This window comes from Cellulosimicrobium sp. MI9406 (assembly GCF_040595865.1).
Taxonomy (GTDB): Bacteria; Actinomycetota; Actinomycetes; order Actinomycetales; family Cellulomonadaceae; genus Cellulosimicrobium; species Cellulosimicrobium funkei.
In genome coordinates this window covers 59385-76978 of record NZ_JALIZI010000001.1, presented here as the reverse complement: position 1 = coordinate 76978, position 17594 = coordinate 59385, and the positions used below count along the sequence as shown (strand labels likewise).

19 protein-coding genes are annotated in these 17594 nt (G+C 76.1%); 9 read left to right on the top strand and 10 right to left on the bottom strand.

The genetic code is table 11. The features are described 5' to 3' along the window. Position 1: 1 nt before the first annotated feature. From MT994_RS00355 to moaC, 3 genes are read right to left on the bottom strand one after another with little or no spacing between them, the layout of a single operon-like run. Positions 2–295, bottom strand: a complete 294-nt coding sequence (locus MT994_RS00355) for a DUF6457 domain-containing protein (RefSeq protein ID WP_194521339.1) — start codon at positions 293–295, stop codon at positions 2–4. Next, positions 292–1023 (bottom strand): NTP transferase domain-containing protein, encoded by a 732-nt coding sequence (locus MT994_RS00350; protein WP_354804597.1) that lies wholly within the window; start codon positions 1021–1023, stop codon positions 292–294. The genes MT994_RS00355 and MT994_RS00350 overlap by 4 nt, the downstream gene beginning before the upstream one ends. Beyond that, positions 1020–1490 carry a cyclic pyranopterin monophosphate synthase MoaC gene (moaC, locus tag MT994_RS00345; RefSeq protein WP_021483455.1) on the bottom strand — a complete coding sequence of 157 codons (471 nt, stop codon included), beginning with the start codon at positions 1488–1490 and terminating at the stop codon, positions 1020–1022. Before moaC ends, MT994_RS00350 begins: the two co-directional genes overlap by 4 nt. A 97-nt stretch (positions 1491–1587) precedes the next feature. Here moaC and MT994_RS00340 point away from each other — a divergent pair, with 97 nt between their 5' ends. Beyond that, positions 1588–2259: an AIM24 family protein gene (locus MT994_RS00340; protein ID WP_021483456.1), complete on the top strand. Its 672-nt coding sequence runs from the start codon at positions 1588–1590 to the stop codon at positions 2257–2259. A gap of 18 nt (positions 2260–2277) precedes the next feature. Here MT994_RS00340 and glp read toward each other — a convergent pair whose 3' ends face one another. Next, the gene (gene glp / locus MT994_RS00335; protein WP_354804596.1) at positions 2278–3606 is read right to left on the bottom strand and encodes a gephyrin-like molybdotransferase Glp; all 1329 of its coding nucleotides are present in this window, start codon (positions 3604–3606) and stop codon (positions 2278–2280) included. A gap of 105 nt (positions 3607–3711) precedes the next feature. On the opposite strand from glp, the gene MT994_RS00330 reads away from it, so the two are divergent. From MT994_RS00330 to MT994_RS00320, 3 genes are all read left to right on the top strand, one after another. After that, complete coding sequence (locus MT994_RS00330) at positions 3712–4461, top strand: PAS and ANTAR domain-containing protein (protein WP_061267802.1); 750 nt, start codon at positions 3712–3714, stop codon at positions 4459–4461. Between the two features lie 51 nt (positions 4462–4512). Further along, positions 4513–5373 carry an SDR family oxidoreductase gene (locus MT994_RS00325; RefSeq protein WP_340698201.1) on the top strand — a complete coding sequence of 287 codons (861 nt, stop codon included), beginning with the start codon at positions 4513–4515 and terminating at the stop codon, positions 5371–5373. A gap of 273 nt (positions 5374–5646) precedes the next feature. Further along, positions 5647–6438, top strand: a complete 792-nt coding sequence (locus tag MT994_RS00320; protein ID WP_354804594.1) for a GAF and ANTAR domain-containing protein — start codon at positions 5647–5649, stop codon at positions 6436–6438. A gap of 10 nt (positions 6439–6448) precedes the next feature. On the opposite strand, the gene MT994_RS00315 is transcribed toward MT994_RS00320, so the two are convergent. Beyond that, positions 6449–7180, bottom strand: coding sequence for a PAS and ANTAR domain-containing protein (locus MT994_RS00315; RefSeq protein WP_354804593.1), 732 nt, complete (start codon positions 7178–7180; stop codon positions 6449–6451). A gap of 93 nt (positions 7181–7273) precedes the next feature. Here MT994_RS00315 and MT994_RS00310 point away from each other — a divergent pair, with 93 nt between their 5' ends. After that, positions 7274–7759 carry a DUF6328 family protein gene (locus MT994_RS00310; protein WP_354804592.1) on the top strand — a complete coding sequence of 162 codons (486 nt, stop codon included), beginning with the start codon at positions 7274–7276 and terminating at the stop codon, positions 7757–7759. 589 nt (positions 7760–8348) lie between these two features. Here the strand turns inward: MT994_RS00310 and MT994_RS00305 are convergent. Continuing rightward, positions 8349–9593 (bottom strand): MFS transporter, encoded by a 1245-nt coding sequence (locus tag MT994_RS00305; protein WP_354804591.1) that lies wholly within the window; start codon positions 9591–9593, stop codon positions 8349–8351. Positions 9594–9711: 118 nt separating this feature from the next. Here MT994_RS00305 and MT994_RS00300 point away from each other — a divergent pair, with 118 nt between their 5' ends. The 4 genes from MT994_RS00300 (at position 9712) to MT994_RS00285 (ending at position 12387) form a co-directional block, all read left to right on the top strand. Beyond that, on the top strand, positions 9712–10416 hold the full coding sequence (locus MT994_RS00300) for a DUF1361 domain-containing protein (RefSeq protein WP_194521334.1): 705 nt from the start codon (positions 9712–9714) through the stop codon (positions 10414–10416). Positions 10417–10478: 62 nt separating this feature from the next. Then, on the top strand, positions 10479–11177 hold the full coding sequence (locus MT994_RS00295; RefSeq protein ID WP_354804589.1) for a hypothetical protein: 699 nt from the start codon (positions 10479–10481) through the stop codon (positions 11175–11177). Continuing rightward, complete coding sequence (locus tag MT994_RS00290) at positions 11174–11833, top strand: hypothetical protein (RefSeq protein ID WP_354804587.1); 660 nt, start codon at positions 11174–11176, stop codon at positions 11831–11833. The genes MT994_RS00295 and MT994_RS00290 overlap by 4 nt, the downstream gene beginning before the upstream one ends. Next, positions 11830–12387, top strand: coding sequence for a hypothetical protein (locus MT994_RS00285; RefSeq protein ID WP_354804585.1), 558 nt, complete (start codon positions 11830–11832; stop codon positions 12385–12387). Before MT994_RS00290 ends, MT994_RS00285 begins: the two co-directional genes overlap by 4 nt. 25 nt (positions 12388–12412) lie before the next feature. Here MT994_RS00285 and MT994_RS00280 read toward each other — a convergent pair whose 3' ends face one another. The 4 genes from MT994_RS00280 to MT994_RS00265 form a co-directional block, all read right to left on the bottom strand. Beyond that, positions 12413–13822 (bottom strand): hypothetical protein, encoded by a 1410-nt coding sequence (locus MT994_RS00280; RefSeq protein ID WP_354804584.1) that lies wholly within the window; start codon positions 13820–13822, stop codon positions 12413–12415. Between the two features lie 57 nt (positions 13823–13879). Further along, positions 13880–14155 (bottom strand): DUF4235 domain-containing protein, encoded by a 276-nt coding sequence (locus MT994_RS00275; protein ID WP_009861813.1) that lies wholly within the window; start codon positions 14153–14155, stop codon positions 13880–13882. Positions 14156–14261: 106 nt separating this feature from the next. Further along, a complete protein-coding gene (locus tag MT994_RS00270) occupies positions 14262–16799 on the bottom strand; it encodes an ABC transporter permease (protein ID WP_354804582.1) in 2538 nt (845 codons plus the stop codon). Continuing rightward, positions 16796–17566 carry an ABC transporter ATP-binding protein gene (locus tag MT994_RS00265; protein WP_354805086.1) on the bottom strand — a complete coding sequence of 257 codons (771 nt, stop codon included), beginning with the start codon at positions 17564–17566 and terminating at the stop codon, positions 16796–16798. Before MT994_RS00265 ends, MT994_RS00270 begins: the two co-directional genes overlap by 4 nt. Positions 17567–17594 lie beyond the last annotated feature (28 nt).

Here is a 17594-nt window from a genome sequence, read left to right as displayed (position 1 = left end):
CTCAGTCCTGCGTCTCGGCCGGGGCCGCGGTGCCGGGCAGCTCGGGCTCGGGCGTCCACGCGAGCGCGAGCTCGGTCGCCCGGTCGAGCACGTCCTGCACGCTGCGGCCCGAACCGTCGTGCGCGGCGAGCCCGGCGACGTAGCCCGCGACGAACGTGGTGAGGGGCGCGGCGGGGCGCTCGATGCCGTGCGCGGCGTCGCGCGCGAGGTCGAGGACCGCGCCGATGTCGACGACCTCCGGGTCGACGCCGAGGTCCTGCGCGAGCGCGTCGACCCAGCGTTCGAGGTTCGTCATCGTGGCCTCCTGCCGTCGTCGGGGGTGCCGGCGGGCGGGGCGCCGGGCACCGCGGGCGCGCCTGCGGCCAGGCGGCGCTCCTGCTCGCGGGCATCCTCCCACGTGTCCACGTCGTCGGTGGCGCCCGTGTCGTCGGGCACGCCGATCGCGGACAGCCCGGCGAGCAGGCGCCGCACCGACGCGCCGTGCACGGTCGGCAGCGCGGCGAGCGCGGCGTCGAGCGCCGCGCGCTCGTACAGGCCGACGAGCCACTGCTCCCGTCCGTCGCGCACCGCGTGCACGGCGACCTCGCCGCTCCGGCGGCGTGCGGCGGCGAGCAGCGCGGGCACCGCCTCCGCGGCCCGCGGGACGTCGCACGCGAGCACGAGCACCCAGGGCGCGCGGCCGTCGTCGGGCAGGGCGGCGAGCCCGGCCGCGATCCCGGCGACGGGCCCCCCGAACGGCGGGTCCTCCCGCGTGCGGACGTAGCGCCCCGGGGCGGCGAGCTCGTCCGGCCCGACGACGACCGTCCGCGCCGCGCCCGCCGTCGCCGCAAGTGCGTGCTCCAGCAGCGGCCGACCCCCGACGACGAGCCCGGGCTTGGGCGTCCCGAGCCGCTCCGCCCGGCCCCCGGCCAGCACGACGGCGTCGAACGCGAGGGACGGTTCGGCACCCCGTGCGGGGATCGGCAGCTCGAGGTGCCGACCCGGCCCGTCGGGTGCCGACCCGTCGTCGGGCTGGGCCGTCACGGCTCGCGGTGCCAGTCGCCGGACTTGCCGCCGGTCTTGGCGACGAGGCGGACGTCCGTGAGCTCGACGGACTTGTCGAGGCCCTTGACCATGTCGACGACCGCGAGGCCCGCGACGGCGACGGCCGTCAGGGCCTCCATCTCGACGCCCGTGCGGTCCGCGGTCCGGACGGTCGCGGTGACGTCGACGCCGTGGTCGCCCACGACGAGGTCGACGACGGCCCCGTGGACCCCGATGACGTGCGCGAGCGGCAGGAGCTCGGCCGTCCGCTTGGCGGCCGCGATCCCGGCGACGCGCGCGACGGCGAGCACGTCGCCCTTGGGGACGGTCCCGTCGCGCAGCGCGGCGACGATGTCGGGGGAGCACCGCACGGTCCCGGTCGCCGTCGCGGAGCGGACGGTCGGCTGCTTGGCGGTGACGTCGACCATGCGCGCGTGCCCGCGCTCGTCGAGGTGCGTGAAGCTCATGCCGCCACTCTCGCACGCGGCGCAGCGCGCGGCGCCACGCTCGGGGTCGGTCGCGGGCTCGGGTGCGCTCGCGGCCCGCGACCGCGAGGATCGACCCATGCGCAGCTCACTCCTCGACCACGCCGAGCGCTCCGTCGAGCCCGGCAGCTTCCAGCTCCAGAACGACCGCATGCTCAAGGTGGACCTCCGCGGCACGGGCGGGTTCTTCTTCGCGAAGCAGGGCTCGATGGTCGCCTACCAGGGCGACGTCGACTTCGCGTACGAGGGCAGCGGCGGTCTCGGCAAGATGTTCAAGAAGGCGTTCACGGGCGAGGGCATGTCGCTCATGAAGGTCTCGGGCAGCGGCGACGTGTTCCTCGCGCAGGACGCGGACCAGGTCTTCGTGCTCCACCTGGAGGACGAGGGCGTGACGGTCAACGGCGCGAACGTGCTCGCGTTCGAGAGCTCGCTCGCGTGGGACATCAACCGGGTCGAAGGCGCGTCGATGCTCAGCGGCGGCCTGTTCAACACGACGTTCACCGGGACCGGGGCGCTGGCCGTCACCGCGTTCGGCACGCCCGTCGTGCTCGACGTGGACGTCCCCACCTTCGTCGACATGCAGGCCGCGGTGCTGTGGTCGACGTCGCTGCAGTCCTCGATCCGCAAGACGGCGAAGCTCGGGGCCGCGATCGGGCGCGGCTCCGGCGAGGCGTACCAGCTCGCGCTCTCGGGGCGCGGGTTCGTCGTCGTGCAGGCGTCGGAGGGCCACCCGCCGCCCCCGGCGAAGTGACCGAGGCCCGCCTCGGGGTCAGAGCAGCAGCACCTGCACGGGGTCGCCCGGCGCCACGGCCGTGACGTCGGCCCCGACGACGGCGAGCGCGTCGGCGTGCGCGAGCGCGCTCAGGCGGTGCGAGCCGGAGCCGCGCGCCGTCGCGTCCTCCTCGGGGCGACGGCCCGCGGGGACGACGCGCGCGCCGTCGGGCTCGGTGTGGCGCACGAGGACGAGCTGCTCGCGCCCGGCCGGCGAGGACCACCCCGCGGCGGCGACACGCCGGACGAGCGCGCGACCCGGGGCGGGCACGCCGCGCAGCCGGTCGACGACGGGCCGCACGAACAGCTCGAACGAGACGTACGCGCTCACCGGGTTCCCCGGGAGCGCGAGCCACGGCACGCCTCGCCAGCGCGCGAGGCCCTGCGGGCGGCCGGGCTGCATGCCGACCGCGACGAGCCGGGTGTCGGTGACCGCGTCCTGCCACGGCGTGCCCGCGCGCGTCGCCGGGTCGAGCACCTCGCGCACGACGTCGAACGCGCCCGCGCTCACCCCGCCGGTGCTGACGAGCAGGTCGGGCGGGGCGCCGTCGAACGTGTCGAGGAGCCCGTCCAGCGTCGCGACGAGCGCCGCCGCGGAGTCGCCCACGGCCCCGCGCCGGACCACGCGCGCGCCCGCGGCCCGCGCCGACGCGGCGAGCAGGACCGAGTTGGAGTCCGGGATCCGCCCCGGCCCCGGCGTGGTGCCCGGGGCCACGAGCTCGCTGCCCGTGGAGAGCACCGCGACGCGCGGCGCGCGGTGGACGGGCACGGCCGCGTGCCCCGCGGACGCCGCGACCGAGACGTGCCGCGCGGTGAGCACGGTGCCCGCCCCGACGACGACGTCGCCGCGCCGCACGTCCTCCCCGCGGGGCCGCACGTGGGTGCGCGACGCGTCGTGGACCGCGACCGTCGTCGGCCCGCTCCCGGCCGCGCCCGGCGTGAAGCGACCGGTCGACGTGCGCTCGACGGGCACGACGGCGTCCGCCCCGGGCGGCACGGGCGCGCCCGTCATGATCCGGACCGCCTCGCCCGGTCCCAGGCCGAGGTCGAGCCCGGCCGGACCCGCGTCCCCGGCCGCGACGTCGCCCACGACGCGCAGCACCACGGGCGCCGACGGCGTCGCCCCCGCCACGTCCTGCGCGCGCACCGCGTACCCGTCCATCGCGGACGCGTCGAACGCGGGGGCGTCCAGGACGGACACGACGTCGGCGGCCAGGACGGCGCCCACGGCGTCCTCGAGCGGGGTGTCCGCAGGCGGCGTCGGGCGGACGAGCGCGAGCGCGTCCGCGGTGTGCTGGACGATCGTCCGACTCGGGTCGCGCGTCATGCCCGCACCGTAGCCGAGCCCGGGTGCCGACCTCGGGAGGGTGGGCTACGTTGGGCACCGGAGTCATGAAGCGGCCCGAAGCCCCCCGAACCTTGGGAGGACGACATGGCCTCGATCCCCGTGACCACCCTCAGCCCCGACCAGACGGCGCCCGTGCGCCCCGCAGCGCTCGCGGAGGTGCTTGCCGTGGGCACGCACCTCCTCGTGGGGCAGTACCGCGTCGAGCTCGGCACCGGGACGTGGTGGTGGTCGGACGAGGTGTACACCATGCACGGCTGGGCGCCGGGGGACGTCCAGCCCAGCCTCGACGCGCTGCGCTCGCGCAAGCACCCGGACGACCGCGCCCGCGTGGTGCGCGCCGCCACGGAGGCGATCCGTTCCGGTCGCCCGTTCTCGTGCGCCCACCGGATCGTCGACGGGCACGGCAAGGCCCGGTCCGTCGTCGTGACGGGACAGGGCCGACGGGACGCGCGCGGTCGCGTCGTCGAGATCGCGGGGTACGTCGTCGACGTCACCCCGACGCACAAGGAGGCGCTGGAGCGTGAGTCGCAGCGCGCCGTCACGCGCGCGTTCGTCGCGCAGGCCGCCGTCGAGCAGGTCAAGGGCGTGCTCATGGCCGTGCACGGCGTCGACGACGTCGCAGCGGGCCAGCTTCTCGCGGAGGCGGCCGGCGAGGCCGGCGTCCCCGTCCAGGAGACGGCCGCGCAGGTCATGCGCGCGCTGAGCAAGGCCGGCGGGGTCGGCCCGACGGCCGAGGCGACGGTCGCGGGCGCGTTCGCCGCCGTCCGTCCGGTCGCGCGGCCCCGCGCCCACGAGGCGCAGCTCGCGCGTCGTCGGGAGCCGGCCCGCTCCTGAGCCGGACGGCCCCGCGCACGACGAGAACCCCACACGAGAAGGAGGAACGACATGACCGACGAGACCACCTTCCCGGCCCAGCAGCAGGAACCCCCGGGCCTCACCGGACGCATGGATCCGGTGCCCGACCACGGCGAGCAGTCCTACCGCGGCACCGGGCGGCTCGAGGGCCGTCGGGCGCTGATCACGGGCGGCGACTCGGGCATCGGCCGCGCCGTCGCCATCGCGTTCGCGCGCGAGGGCGCCGACGTCGCCATCGGCTACCTGCCGGAAGAGCAGGAGGACGCCGAGGAGACGGCCCGCTGGGTCCGCGAGGCGGGCCGCACGTGCGCCCTCCTGCCCGGCGACGTCACCGACGAGGCGACGGCACGGGCCCTGCCCGGACGCGCCGCGGCCGAGCTCGGCGGGCTCGACGTGCTCGTCAACAACGCCGGCTTCCAGATGGCGCGGCGCGAGTCGATCGAGGACGTCACCACCGACGAGATCGACCGGGTGCTCAAGACGAACCTCTACGCGCTGCTGTGGATCACGCAGTCGGCGCTCGAGCACCTGGGCGAGGGCGCGGCGATCGTCAACAACTCGTCGATCCAGGCGTTCCAGCCGTCGACGTCCCTGCTCGACTACGCGTCGACGAAGGCGGCGATCAACAACCTCACGGTGAACCTCGCGGCCGAGCTCGGCCCGCGCGGCATCCGCGTGAACGCCGTCGCGCCGGGTCCGATCTGGACGCCGCTCCAGCCGGCCACCCAGCCCGAGGAGAAGATCGAGCAGTTCGGGAAGGACACCCCGCTGGGGCGCGCGGGCCAGCCCGCGGAGGTCGCTCCGGCGTTCGTCTTCCTCGCCTCCCCGACGGACGCGAGCTACGTGTCCGGCACCGTGCTCGGTGTCACGGGAGGCAAGCCCGTGTTCTGACGGGCACTTCCTCGCCGGGGGAGCCGCGGACGGTTCGGCCGAGGGCCGCGTCTCGCTCGGGAAGGGTCGGAGGGTGGGCGTCCGCGCCCGCCCGGGGGCGGGTCCGTCGCGAGAGCGACGGCGCCCGTGAGAGGGTCACCAGCCGCCACGCCTTGTGCGGGCGAGACGGCCGCCGCCCCCGCCCCGCCCCGGTGACGCCCGGGCGGGGCCTCCGACACGACGTGCCCCGGTTCTCCGCGACGTAGGCTTGCCGCGGAGACAAGGAGAGCACCCATGAGCACCGATCGCGGAACGAGCGGCGAGCCGACCCCGGGAGGGTCCGGAGCGCCGCTGACCGAGGTCCCCGTCGTCGACCTGATGGCGGAGGAGGCGACGGTGGCGGGCCTCGTGGCGGACGCCGCCCGCGCGCTGGCCGACGAGCCCACGCTGCAGCAGACCCTCGACCGGGTCGTCGAGCTCGCCGTCGCGATGGTCGACGGGTGCGACGAGGCGGGCATCTCGCTCGTGACCCGCCGCCGCATCGAGAGCGCTTCCGTCTCGGGCCCGCTCGTGGCGCGCGGCGATGCGCTCCAGTACGAGCTCGACGAGGGACCGTGCCTCGACGCCATCCGCGAGCACGCGCTCGTGGAGTCCGGGGACGTCGCGGCGGACCCGCGCTGGCCCCGCTGGGCGCCGCGCGCGGCGGGCGAGCTCGGCGTCGGCTCCATGCTGTGCGTCCAGCTCTACACGTCGGAGAACGCGCACGGCGCGCTCAACATGTACTCCGGCTCGCGGAACGCGTTCGGCCCGGACTCCCACCACCTCGCCTCGACGTTCGCGGCCGTCGCCGCCGCGGCCATCTCGGCCGCGCGGACCGAGGAGCAGCTGCAGTCCGCCGTCCAGACCCGCACGCTCATCGGGCAGGCGCAGGGCATCATCATGGAGCGGTACTCCCTGACGCCCGGCCGCGCGTTCGCCGTGATGAGCCGCGTGTCCCAGGACGCGAACATCAAGCTCGTCGACGTCGCCCGCGAGATCGTCGAGACGCGGCGCATCCCCGGCGTCGGCGCGCCCGCGGGGAACTGAGGCCCGGCGCTCAGCCGCCGGTGGCCGGCTCGTCGGCGCACGGCGCCTCGAGCAGCGCGTCGACCCGGCGTCGGACCGACTCGTCGAGCAGCGGCCCGGCGGTCTCGACGCCGTCGACCACGCCCTCCACGAGGCGGCGGGCGAGCTCGCGGACGGGGACGTTCACGTCGTTCGAGCGCCGGCGCAGCACCTCGAACGCGTCGTCGGGTCCCGTGCGCAGCGCCGCCATGAGCACGCCCTTGGCCTGCTCGATCACCGAGCGCGACGCGTCCGCGGCCCGGATCGACGCGGTCGCCTCACGCCGCGCGGCCTCGGCGTGCGCCGTCGTCAGGTCGACGAAGTAGCCCACCACGTGCGCCCAGGGCAGCTCGGCGCCCGGGTTCTTCCCCTGTGCGGCGACGGCGAGCGTGCGAGTAGCGCCCGTCGCGTCCACGATGCGGTGCATGGACCCGAACGGCTCCCCGGTCCGCGCGGCCTGCGCGAGCTCGCTCGCGACGCGCTCCCGGTCCTCGGGGTGCTTGTGCGACAGGACGAGGGCGGTCGTCGGCACGACCTCGCCCGGCGCGAAACCGTGCATCTCGTACACCTCGTCGGACCACCACCACGTGTCGGTGGCGATGTCCACGCGGAAGCGGCCGACCGGCTGGGGGTCACCCGGGCCGAGGGCGGCGAGGAGGTCGGCGAGAGCGGGCGGGACGACGTCGTCGGGCTCGGTGGCGTCGGCGGGCAGGGCAGCGTCCATCGATGGGGGTCCCCGGAGATCGAGCAGGACGGAGCCGATTCCTGACCCCAGCAGACTGAAGATTATCCCAGCGTCGGCGCGAGGGAGGAAACCGTGACCACCCAGGTCAGCGACGGGCGGGACGAGTCGGCCGAGGAACGGTCCGACCGGAACTGGGCGGAGCTCCTCCAGGAGCTGCGCGTCATGCAGATGGGCGTGCAGATCCTCACGGGGTTCCTCCTCACGCTGCCGTTCCAGCAGCGCTTCGGAGACCTCGACACCTTCCAGACCGACGTCTACCTCGCGCTCGTCGCGCTGGCCGTGCTGTCGACCGGCCTGTTCGTGACGCCCGTGAGCCTGCACCGCACGCTCTTCCGCCGGCACCGCAAGACGACGCTCGTGACCCTGAGCGACCGGATCGCGCGGTTCGGCGTGCTCGTCCTCGCGTTCGTCGTCACGGGGACCGTGCTGCTCGTGTTCGACGTCGTCGTGAACCGCGCCGCCGCCCTGTGGTCGAGCGGCTGCGCGCTCGTGCTGCTCGTCGGCCTCTGGTTCGTCCTCCCGCGCCTCGTCGCCCGCGGCACCGCGGCGTCGGACTGACCTCGCGATCGAACCGCCCCCGCGCGAGGTGGAGCCGTGGTTCGCCGAGGTAGAGCTGTGGTCACGCGAAGTAGTGCCGTGGTCAATGGCGAAGACCGTGGTGGATCCGGGCACCACCCCCCCCGGCCGCCCTGCGCCGGGCCGGAGGGTCGAGCGACACCCACTGTCCACCATGGGCCGCGGCCTCCGGCGAGCAGGTGATTGTGGCCCGTCAGCCGACCAGGACGAGCCCAGATCACCTGCTCGCCACCGAGTTCCGGCGCGACCGCGGTGACCCGGTGGGCCGTGCGGTGCGAGCGCACCTGACACCGCGGGCAGTCGCTCGGGCTGGGGAGACAGAGGTGTGACGACGCTGGGCGGGGTGGGTGGTGGTGCCGCGTCGTGGCGGGCCTGGCGGGAGCCGCGAGGAACGAGCGGCGGATGGTAGACGCGGCACCACCGCCCACCCCGCCCACCCGGGGCGACCACGCGCCGTCGGGCATGACCACGGCTCTACCTCGCGTGACCCCGGCTCTACCTCGCATGACCACGGCTCTACCTCGCGTGACCACGGCTCTACCTCGCGAGCGCGGGGCTTCTCCCGGGAGGCTCAGGAGGACGCGACGGCGCGGGCCTGGACACCGCGGCGGACGGGGCCGAGGGTGAACAGCAGGGTCAGCAGGGCGGTCAGGGCGAGCAGCCCGAAGCCCAGGCCGTAGGTGCCCTCGAGCTGGTAGACGGCGCCCATGAGCAGCGGCGGGATGAACCCGCCGAGTCCGCCCGCCGCGCCGACGAGGCCCGTGACCGCGCCGACCTTCTCGACCGGTGCGACCTTCGAGACGAGGGCGAACGTGGCGCCCGACGACGCACCGAGCGCGGCGGCGAGGCCGAGGAACGCGATCGTCCCGACCGGCACGAGCGACGGCTGGAACGCGACCACCGCGGCGAGCGCTGTGACGACGGCGAAGCACGCGACGGACACCGGCACGCCGCCGAACCGGTCGGACAGCGCGCCCCCGACGGGCCGCATGACGACGGCGAGCACGACGAACCCGGCGGTGCGGGCCGCGGCGTCGGACGCGGTGAGGTCGTACGCGTTGACGAGGAACGTCGGCAGGTAGACGGAGAACGCGACGAACCCGCCGAACCCGACGGCGTACAGCCAGGAGAGCTGCAGCGTGGCGGGGAGGCGGAACGTCGCCCAGGTGCGGGACCAGAACCCGCCGGCGGGGGCGGTCGCCCGGCCGGGCGGGACGCGCAGCAGCAGCCACGACACGACGGCGAACACCGCGAGGACGGCGGCGACGAGGAGGAACGGGGCGGCGTCGCCCCACGCGTCGCGGATGCGGACGGTGGTGAACGCGGAGATCGCGGTGCCGCCCATGCCCATGCCGAAGATCCCGACGGCGGTGCCGCGCCGCGCGGGCGGGTACCACGCGTTGACGAACGGCACCCCGACGGCGAACGCGGTGCCGCCGAGACCGAGGAAGAACCCGCCGACGATCAACCAGGCGAAGCTGTCCGCGACGAGCCCGACGAACAGCACGGGCAGGATCGTCAGGGCGCTGACCAGGGGGAACATGATGCGGGCGCCGTAGCGGTCCGTGAGTGCCCCCACGGGGATGCGGCCGAGCGACCCGACGACGACCGGGACGGCCACCAGCACGGACACCTGCACGTCGGTGAGGTCGTACTGCTGCCCGTACGCCGCGCCGAGCGGGCTGATGAGCGCCCAGGCCCAGAAGTTCACCGCGAAGCCGATGGTCGCGAGGACGAGCATGAGCGTCGGGGAGGTGGACGTCGACGTCGTCGTCGCGGCGGGTCCGGCGGCCCTGCCCGCGTCCTGCTGCGCCATGGCGACTCCTGGGGGGAGGTGCCCGTCGTCGGGCACGGGGGAGATCGTTGCGTCGAGCACCTCCACGCTAACGACGCTCCCCGCGCCGCGCGCGGGGAACCCCCCGTACCGTGGGGTCGTGCTCGACTGGCTCTTCGGGGGCGTGGCCCTGCTCAACGTGTACGCGCTCGCCCTCGTGGTGCTGCGCGCGCCGCTGTACCGCACGCGCGTGTACCGGCCGATGCTCCTCAACATCGGGCTCTCGATCGCTCCGGTGATCGTGCTCGGGCTCGTCGTCCTCGTCGACGCCGTGCTCATCGCGGGCGGCGCCCCGTCGTGGGCGGTCGTGACGTGCGCCGTCGTCGGGTTCGGCGTCTGGCTGCTGCTCCTGCCGAACGCGGGCTACCTCGTCACCGAGCTGAACTACAGCCACCGGCAGGAGGGCGAGCAGGTCCCGCTCTGGTACGACATCGTGGCCGTGCTGACGCTCGCCCTGTCCGGGGTGATGAACACGCTCGTCAACGTGTTCCTCGCGCAGGCGCTGCTCGCGATCGTGCTCTACCCGGACGACGACGCCCCGTTCCGTCGTCCCGTGTCGTGGGTCGTCGTGCTCGTCGTGCTGGCGCTCGTCTCCGTCGGGATCTACCTCGGCCGGTACGTGCGGTTCAACAGCTGGGACCTCGCCCACCCGGTCCAGTTCGTGCGCAAGCTCGTGCGCCACTTCCGGGCCCGCGGCGCCGTGCTGGACGCGCTGCTCTTCGTGCTCCTGCACACGCTGTTCTTCGCCGTCATGTACGCGATCGTCATGGGGCCGGTCACGACGCTCCTCGTGCGCGGGGCCTGACGGCCCGTGCGGTTCCGGCGACGGCCCGTGACGGCCCGTGACGGCCCCGTAGGATGCGCGCCGTGACGTCGACCGCGCCGAAGGCCGCCCGGGGCGTGCCGCTGCTCCGCGCCGTCGTGGGCACGTGGCCGCGCCGCGTGGCGCTCGCCGTCGTCCTGGGGGCCGTCGTCGGCACGACGGCGGCCGGCGGCCTCGCCCGGCACGACGCCGCCGACGCGGGGCCGGTCCGGGCCGCCGCGGGGGAGCCGGTCGCCACGGGGCCCTTCGACCTCACCGTGCGCTCGTGGTCCGTGACGGACGCCGTGCAGGTCTCGGCGCTCGAGGACTCCGGGGCGGACGCGTGGCTCGTCGTGGTCGTCGGCGCGCTCGACACGGACCGCGAGTCGCGCCGGCTCGACCGCACCGCCGTGACGCTCCCCGACGAGCTGCCTGGCGGCCTGGCGCTCGCGGGCGACGCGGAGCCGGACCGCCCGGACCCCACGCTCCTCGTGCGCGACGCGTCGTCGTACCCCGTGCTCTCGCCGGGCCTCGCCGACGACGTCGCGCTCCTGTGGCCCGTGTCGGTGCCGGGGGAGAGCGGCGCGGTGAGCACGCCCGACGAGCCGCTGACCGTGACCGTCCCGACGTTCCGGTACCGCGACATGACGGTCGGCGGTGGCCGGCGGTGGGCCGAGACGGGCGCGGTCACGCTCGTGGACGTCCCGGCGGGGGCCGTCCCGCCGGAGATCATGGACCCGCCCGAGACGGAGGACGGCTGGTGACCGAGGAAGCGACCGCCGTGGCGCCGGACGGGCCCGAGGCGCCGGACGGGCCGGGCGCATCGGACGGGCGCCCGCGGTGGACCGGCCGGGCCGTGACCGTCGTGCTGCTCGTCCTCGCCGTGGGGGCGGGGGCCGCGGTGTCGCGCGTCGACACGTGGTGGCCCACGCTCACGCCGACGACGTCGCGCGGCACCGTGGGCGAGGTCGTGACCGCCGGTCCGGTGCGCGTGCGGGTCGACGACGTCCGCACCGGCACGACGCTTGACGACGGATCCGGCCCGCTGACGACCGACGGCGTCTGGGTCGTCGTGGACCTCGCGGTGTCCGGGACGACGGGCGAGGCGAGCGTCGAGGTGGTCGAGCTGCGCGACGCCGCCGGGCGGGACCACGAGGCGTCGCGCCGCGTGGGCAACCAGGTCCTCAGCACGTTCGCGGACCCGGACGTCCCGGAGGCGGGGACCGTCGCCGTCGAGGTGCCCGCACGGGCGCTCGAGGGCGACCTCGTGCTGCGCGTGCTCACGGAGCACCAGGACGCGGACCTCGACCGTCCCCAGGCGATCGCCGAGGTCGACCTCGGCCGCGTCGCGCCGCCCGCCGCGGGGGACTCCCTGGAGACGGTGCGGCCCGCGCTCGTCCCGGGTGGGTGGGACGCATGAGCGCCGGCTGGTGGCGGACCAACCGCTGGTGGCTGCCCGTGCTGGTCGTGGCGCTCGGCGCCCTGGGCTGGCTGACCTGGCGGTCGGACGACGTGCAGGCCTGGTGGTCGGGCGAGCCGCGCGTCGCGCACGCGCCGGACGCCGACGGCTGGGCCCAGGTCGGTGACGTGCGGGCCCGGCTGGTGGGTGTCGAGGCGGTCGACGGGCTCGACGACGGGTACGGCGGCCGGATCGAGGTGCCCGACGGCTACACGCTCTGGGCGGCCGACGTGTCGCTGCGCTCCGACGCGCCGCCCGCCCCGGAGGGCGCGGAGGAGACCTTCTCGTCGTGCGCGGTGCTGCTCCGGGACACGGCCGGCCGGGAGTACGCGGCGGGCGCCGCGGCGCTCCCCGGCATGCCGTACCCCGAGGCGCCGGTCTGCACGGGCGCCGTCTCCAGCCGGAGCACGCAGCACTTCCTGACCCCGGACGACGCCGAGCCCGCCGAGGTGCGTCTCGTCGAGCCGAGCCTCCTGCCCGCGTACTGGTCGCTCCCCGTCGCAGACGTCGGCTGACCGCCGCGCCCGGCCGGGTGCCGCGTCAGGCTGAGGCCGCGCCGACCGCGGTGGGCGTGCTCGGCGCCCCGGTGCCGGCGCCGGTGTCCGGCTCCCCGGCCCGCCGCGCCGCACGCCGCGTGCGCAGCGCGGACGGCAGGCCCAGGCTCGCGAGGAGCGCGTCGGCCGCGGCGGCGAGCAGGACGGTCGTGAGCACCTGCACGACGACGGTCGCGACCGTCTCCAGCGGGCCGACGAGCGCGCGCCACGCGACGATCCCCGGCTGGCCGACGACCGCCTGCGCGGCGGTGAGCACGACCTGCTCGGCGAGCGTGAGGAGCGCGAACGCGACGCAGAAGAGCAGCACCGCGCCCCAGCGGCTGCGCCACAGCATCCCGAGAGCGCCGACCAGGCCGCCGAACCGCCGGCCCGGGTCGAGCATGAGCGCCCAGGCGCGCTGGGCGCCGCTCTCGCCGAGCGTCCGGTTGAACCTGTCGACGGCGCGGGCCGTGCGGCCGGTCGCGCCGCCGTCGCCCGGCACCGCGTGCGCGGGGTCGACGACGTCGATCGCCTCCACGCCGTACACGATCGTCCCGAGCGTGAGCCACGCGAGCGGCACCACGAGCCCCGTGACGACGCCGGCGACGAGGAGGGACGTCGTCGGGCCCACGGCGTCGACGAGCGGCTTGAGCGCGTCCACGCGCGCGACCACGCCGTCCCACCAGGTCGTCACCTCGACGACGACGACGCGCGTCGACCACCACTCGCGCACGCGCCCGACGAGGGCCGTGACGGTGAACGCGCCGACGACGATCCACACGACCTCGCAGTAGCCCGCGGCGATGCGCACCGCGGCGGAGCGGGCGTTGTGCCGGGCGTCGCCGTCGCGTGCGGAGACGCTGCGGTCGAGGCGCCGCGCGAGCCGTTCCAGCAGGGTGCGGGCGAGCAGCGCGCCCGCGACGACGAGCACGACGGTGAGCCCGAAGCCCTCGGGGACGGGGCTGGCGGTCTCGATCCCTGCGCCCGCCGCGAACGCGTGGTCGAGCGCGGCGGAGTCGATGTACGCCTGCCAGTCGGACGACAGCCCGCCGTAGAACTCGTAGATGACGAGGTAGGGCACGAGGACCGAGGCGATCGAGCCGAGCAGCGCCCGGACCTCGAGCCGGTCGCGCTCGGTGCGCGGCTCCCGGCGCAGGACGTGCAGCATGACGACGATCCCGACGACCGTCGCGAGCGGCGAGAAGCACAGCACGAGCAGGCCGAGCACCCCGGACGACGGCGCGACGGCGAGCGCGGCCCGCAGCGCGAGCTCGTGCAGCACCTGCGCGAGGACGGTGACCGCGACGAGCGCAGGCCAGTGCCGGGCCAGGAGCCGGCCGGCGTCGGCGAGGACGCGCAGGCCGGCGCGCAGGATCGAGTCCTGAGGGGGCGTCGGGCTCGCCGGCGGGGCGGTCACGCGCGCCAGGCTACCGGGCGGCCCGGCTTCCCTCGCGCGGACGGGGCGGGCCGAGCGTCAGGCGCGCGACGCGAGGCGGGCGACGACGCGCTTCGCCTCCTTGCCCGCGAAGCGGCGGGCGAGGACGCCGACGCCCGCGGCGACGGCGGCGAAGGTCACGGCCTGGACGACGCCGACCTCCTCGTCGTCGAGGTCCTTCGGGGCGTCGTGCCCGGTGACCTTGGCCCAGACGAACGTGACGAGCTTCTGCGCGGCCCAGCCCGCGGCGAAGGTCAGGGCGACGGTCCCGACCTTGAGGGCCAGGGTCTGCTCGTTCTCGTTCGTGTCGGCCACGAGGGGTTCCTCCGTCGGTCGGGGCGCCGGGCGGCGCCGGGCGTGCTCGCACGACCACCGTAGTGCGAAGTCGCCGCCCACGCGTCGCCCGGCGCGCGCACCCGGCTCAGTCGTGGCTCACCGCGTCCAGGACGGGCAGGCGCGCGGCGCGCACCGCGGGCCACACCGCGGCGACGACGCCCACGACGCCCGCGAGCACGAGCATGGCGCCGAGCTGGGTCCACGGCACGGCGAGGGTCGTGAAACCCTGGTCCGCGAGCACCGACGGGAGCGCGGCGGCGAGGCCGGTCCCCACGGCGAGCCCGACGGCCGTGCCGAACACCGCGACGAGCACGGACTCGATGACGATCGTCGTCGCGAGCTGGGCCCGCCCGAGCCCGACGGCCCGCAGCAGCCCGATCTCGCGCGTCCGCTCCGCGACGGACAGCGCGAGCGTGTTGACGATGCCCAGCACGGCGACGAGGACGGAGAGCCCCAGCAGGGCGTAGACGATCGCGAGGACCGACTCGACCTGGCCGGCGACGTCCGCGGCGAACTCGTCGGCGTCGAGCACGGACGCCACGACGTACGGCGCGACGGCGTCGGTCACCCCGGCGCGGACGGCCGCGAGGTCCGCGCCGGGCTCGGTGTCGAGGAACAGCATCTCCGTCGTCGTCGCGCCGACCGCGGCCGCCACGTCGGGCGGCAGGAGCAGGTCGACGGAGAACGCGTGCGAGTCGACCACCGCGCCGATGCGCACCTCCCGGGCCGGGAGGTCGGGCCGTGCCGGGTCGGCGAGCGTCAGGACGTCGCCCAGGGCCCAGCCGTGCTCGTCGAGCGCGTCCGCCATGACGGCGGCCTCGCCCCGCGCGTACGCGGCGAGGTCGCCCTCGGTCGCGGTCGTGCGCACGGAGCGCCCGAAGCCCTCGGCGGGGAACCCGACGACGAGCTGCGGCTCGCCGTCGACGACGACCTGCCCGTACGTCGTGACGTCGACGGCCGCGACGCCGGGCACGGCGCGGACGTCGCCCGCGACCCCGTCGGGGAGGTACGGCATCGCCGAGCGGACGACGAGGTCGGCCGCGGTCTCCTGGTCGACGATGTCCTGCACGGAGACGCGGGTGGACAGCGCGAGGACGGACGTCGTCGAGACGAGCGCCATCCCGACGACGAGCGCGCCCGCGGTCGCCGCGGTCCGCCGCGGCTGGCGCGTGACGTTGCCGCGCGCGAGACCGCCGAGCGGGCGGACCAGCGCGACGAACGGCGCGGCGAGGACGGTCAGCACCGGGCCGACCGCGAGCGGGGCGAGGAGGAGCACGCCCGCGACGACGCCGGCCGCGCCCAGGCCGAGGAGGGGCGCGCCCCCGCTGCCGACCACGGCCGCCGCGACGACGAGCCCCACGCCCGCGAGCAGCGCGAGGGTCCCGGCGGCGGCACGGGCCCGCCCCGTCCCGGCGGGCCGGACGACGTCGGCGCGCATCGCCTCCACCGGGCGCACGAGCGCGGCGTGCCGGGCGGGCAGGGCAGCGGCGAGCACCGACACGACGACGCCGACCACGAGCGGGACGACGACCCCCGTGGTCGTGACGGGCAGCGTGCCGGAGAGCTCCATGCCGACGGCGCCGAACCCGCTGCGGGCGAGCTCCGCGAGGCCGAACCCGGCCCCGACGCCGAGCAGCGCGCCGACCGCCCCGACGACCGCCGCCTGCCCCACCACGGAGCCGAACACCTGCGCGGGCGACGCGCCCACCGCGCGCAGGAGCGCGAGCTCGCGGGTGCGGCGTCGGACGTGCATCGAGAACGTGGTGGTGATGATGAACGTGCCGACGAACAGCGCGAGCGCCGCGAACACCAGCAGGAACGTCGACACGAACCCGAGCTGGTCGGTGATCGCCTCGCTCGTCTCGGCGCGCAGCTCCGCCCCCGTCAGCGCCTCGGCGCCCGCCGGGAGCGCGGTCGCGACGGCGTCGCGCAGCGCCTCGGGGGAGACACCGTCGGCCGCGTACAGCGCGACCGACGGGACGAGGCCGTCGGGCGCGTACGTCGCGGCGGCGGTCCCGGCGTCGAGCAGGACGATCGTCGCGCCCGCCATCGGCGCGGACAGCGAGACCTCGCCGACCACGCGCACGGGCCGCACGGCGTCGCCGAGCACGACGTCGGTCGTGCCGCCCACCGCGAGGCCCGACGCCGCGAGCGTCGCCGACTCGAGCGCGACCTCGTTGCCGTCGCGGGGTGCGCGGCCGTCGACCACCTGCGGGCCGGGGTCGCGGGGGTCGTAGGCGACGCCGATGCTCGGCGCCTGGCTGCCGAGGACCGCGGTCCCGTCCGCGCCCACGAGCACCGCGGGACCGCTCACCTCCGGGAGCGCGAGCGCGACGTCGTCGCGCGCGCCGAGGTCGCGCGCCAGGTCCGCCGGGACGAGGCTGCGCGCACCGCCGACCTGGGCCGACGTCGACATCAGCGCGTCCCCGGCCGACGACGCGCCGCGCACGTACGCGTCCGCCTGGACCGACGAGGCGACGATGCCGTCGAACGTGGTCGCGAGCATCGCGCGCAGCGCGAACGTGCCGGTCACGAACGCGACGCCGATCGTCACGGCGAGGACCGAGAGGACGAGCTGCGCGCCGTGCGCGCGCACGCCGCGCAGCGCGATCCGGCCCATCATCGGGCGGCCGCCGTCGTCGCTGCCGGGGTGGCGTGCGCCGGGGACGGCCCGGCGGGGGTGAGGGAGCCCAGCGTGTCGAGGACCGCCTGCGGCGTGGGGTCGTGGAGCTCGGTCACGAGGCGGCCGTCCGCGAGGAAGAGCACCCGGTGGGCGTACGACGCGGCGGTCGGGTCGTGCGTGACCATCGCGACGGACTGACCGAGGTCGTCCACGGACGCGCGCAGGAAGCCCAGGACCTCCGCGGCGGCGCGCGAGTCGAGGTTCCCCGTCGGCTCGTCCGCGAGCACGATCGCGGGCCGCGACACCAGCGCCCGCGCGCACGCGACCCGCTGCTGCTGCCCGCCCGACAGCTCGGCGGGCCGGTGCCCCAGCCGGGGGCGCAGGCCCACGGCGTCGACGACGCGGTCGAACCACTCCCGGTCGACGGGCCGCCGGGCGATCGCGAGCGGCAGGACGATGTTCTCCTCCGCCGTGAGCGTCGGCACGAGGTTGAACGACTGGAAGACGAACCCCAGGCGCGTGCGCCGCAGGCGCGTCAGGCGCCGCTCGCTCATCGCGGAGACCGTCTCGCCGTCGACGACGACGGTCCCCGCCGTGGGGGAGTCGAGCCCCGCGAGGCAGTGCATGAGTGTCGACTTGCCCGAGCCGGACGGGCCCATGATCGCGGTCAGGCGCCCCCGCTCGAGGTCGACGTCCACGCCGTCGAGCGCACGCACCGCGGCCTCGCCGCGCCCGTACGTCTTCACCAGCCCGCGCGCGGTCGCGATCGCGGGTCGCGCAGCGCCCTCAGCGCCC